This is a genomic window from Flavobacterium bomense (assembly GCF_003970355.1).
Genome location: NZ_RYDJ01000214.1, coordinates 1 through 1,134 on the forward strand (window position 1 = coordinate 1; position 1,134 = coordinate 1,134).

At 30.3% G+C, this 1,134-nt stretch carries 2 protein-coding genes; one reads left to right on the forward strand and one right to left on the reverse strand.

The genetic code is table 11. From position 1 onward, the window contains the following. A partial coding sequence (locus EKL98_RS16830) for a GntR family transcriptional regulator (RefSeq protein WP_126563223.1) occupies nucleotides 1-408 on the reverse strand: 408 nt, incomplete at its 3' end. 202 nt (nucleotides 409-610) lie between these two features. On the opposite strand from EKL98_RS16830, the gene EKL98_RS16835 reads away from it, so the two are divergent. Further along, on the forward strand, nucleotides 611-1,134 hold a 524-nt coding region (locus tag EKL98_RS16835; protein WP_148104465.1), incomplete at its 3' end, for a LacI family DNA-binding transcriptional regulator.

Below are 1,134 nucleotides of genomic sequence, written 5' to 3' on the forward strand. Positions count from 1 at the left end.
AACACTATTATTGATAATCGTTTTGAAATTATCGATGTTATAATGATGAAATTGCACATCTGTAATAATATTATCGGGTAAATTATTCACAAAAGAATGATACAAAACTTCTTTGTATGCTTTGAAGGTGTCTAAAACTAAAAGTATTTTTCGAGTTTCGCCAGCAACGTAATACCCTTTATTTGGAACCGATTCAATAACTCTTTGGTCTTTTAAAATTGAATAAGCTTTAAAAACTGTATCTCTTGAAAGTTTATTTTCATTGCAAATACTATTCACTGAAGGCAACAAATCTCCCTTGTTAAGAAGCTTTTTAGCAATAGCATTATTGATAGAATTTACCAATTGCTGATACTTTGGGATGTCACTTTCGTGATTAATATTAAAAGCGAAAATCTTTATATTCATAACCTGCGTACTGTTCTGTTCCGGTATGCTAAATTAGTGATTTTTTCAATATAAAAAATTATTTTCGAAATAATTTAATCATTTTTTTTTAGGTTAGACAATCATCTAGTCTGAGCTGAATTCCTGAAGCATATTCAGAGAGAAATTCTTATGAAAACTATTATAAAAAATAGTATATTTGTTATTAATTATTTTTTATTATATGGAAGAAAATAAAGACGTGACGATATATGATCTCGCTAATAAATTAAAACTAGCAACCTCAACAATTTCAAGAGCTCTAAAAGATCATCCTACAATAAGCACAAAAACAATAAAAAAGGTTAAGAAAATGGCCGAGGAAATGGGCTATGTTCCTAATACTTTGGCTGCTGGTTTGCGGGGGAATAAGACCAATACCATTGGAGTTTTGATTCCAACTGTTACCCAACCCTTCCTTTCTTCACTGATAAGCGGTATAGAAATTACTGCTCGAAAATCAGGTTATAATGTAATTATTATGCAATCTCATGACTCCTATGAAGAAGAAGTCAGCATGGCTAAATCTTTATATAGCAGCAGAGTTAGTGGTATTATTTGTTCCATAGGGATGAAAACAGTTGACACTTCCCATTTTCAACAATTTGTAAATAACAATATTCCATTAGTTTTTGTCGATAGGGTTCCAAAAGATTTCAATACATTTCGAGTAATAATTGACAATTATGCTGCTGGATATAAAGCAAC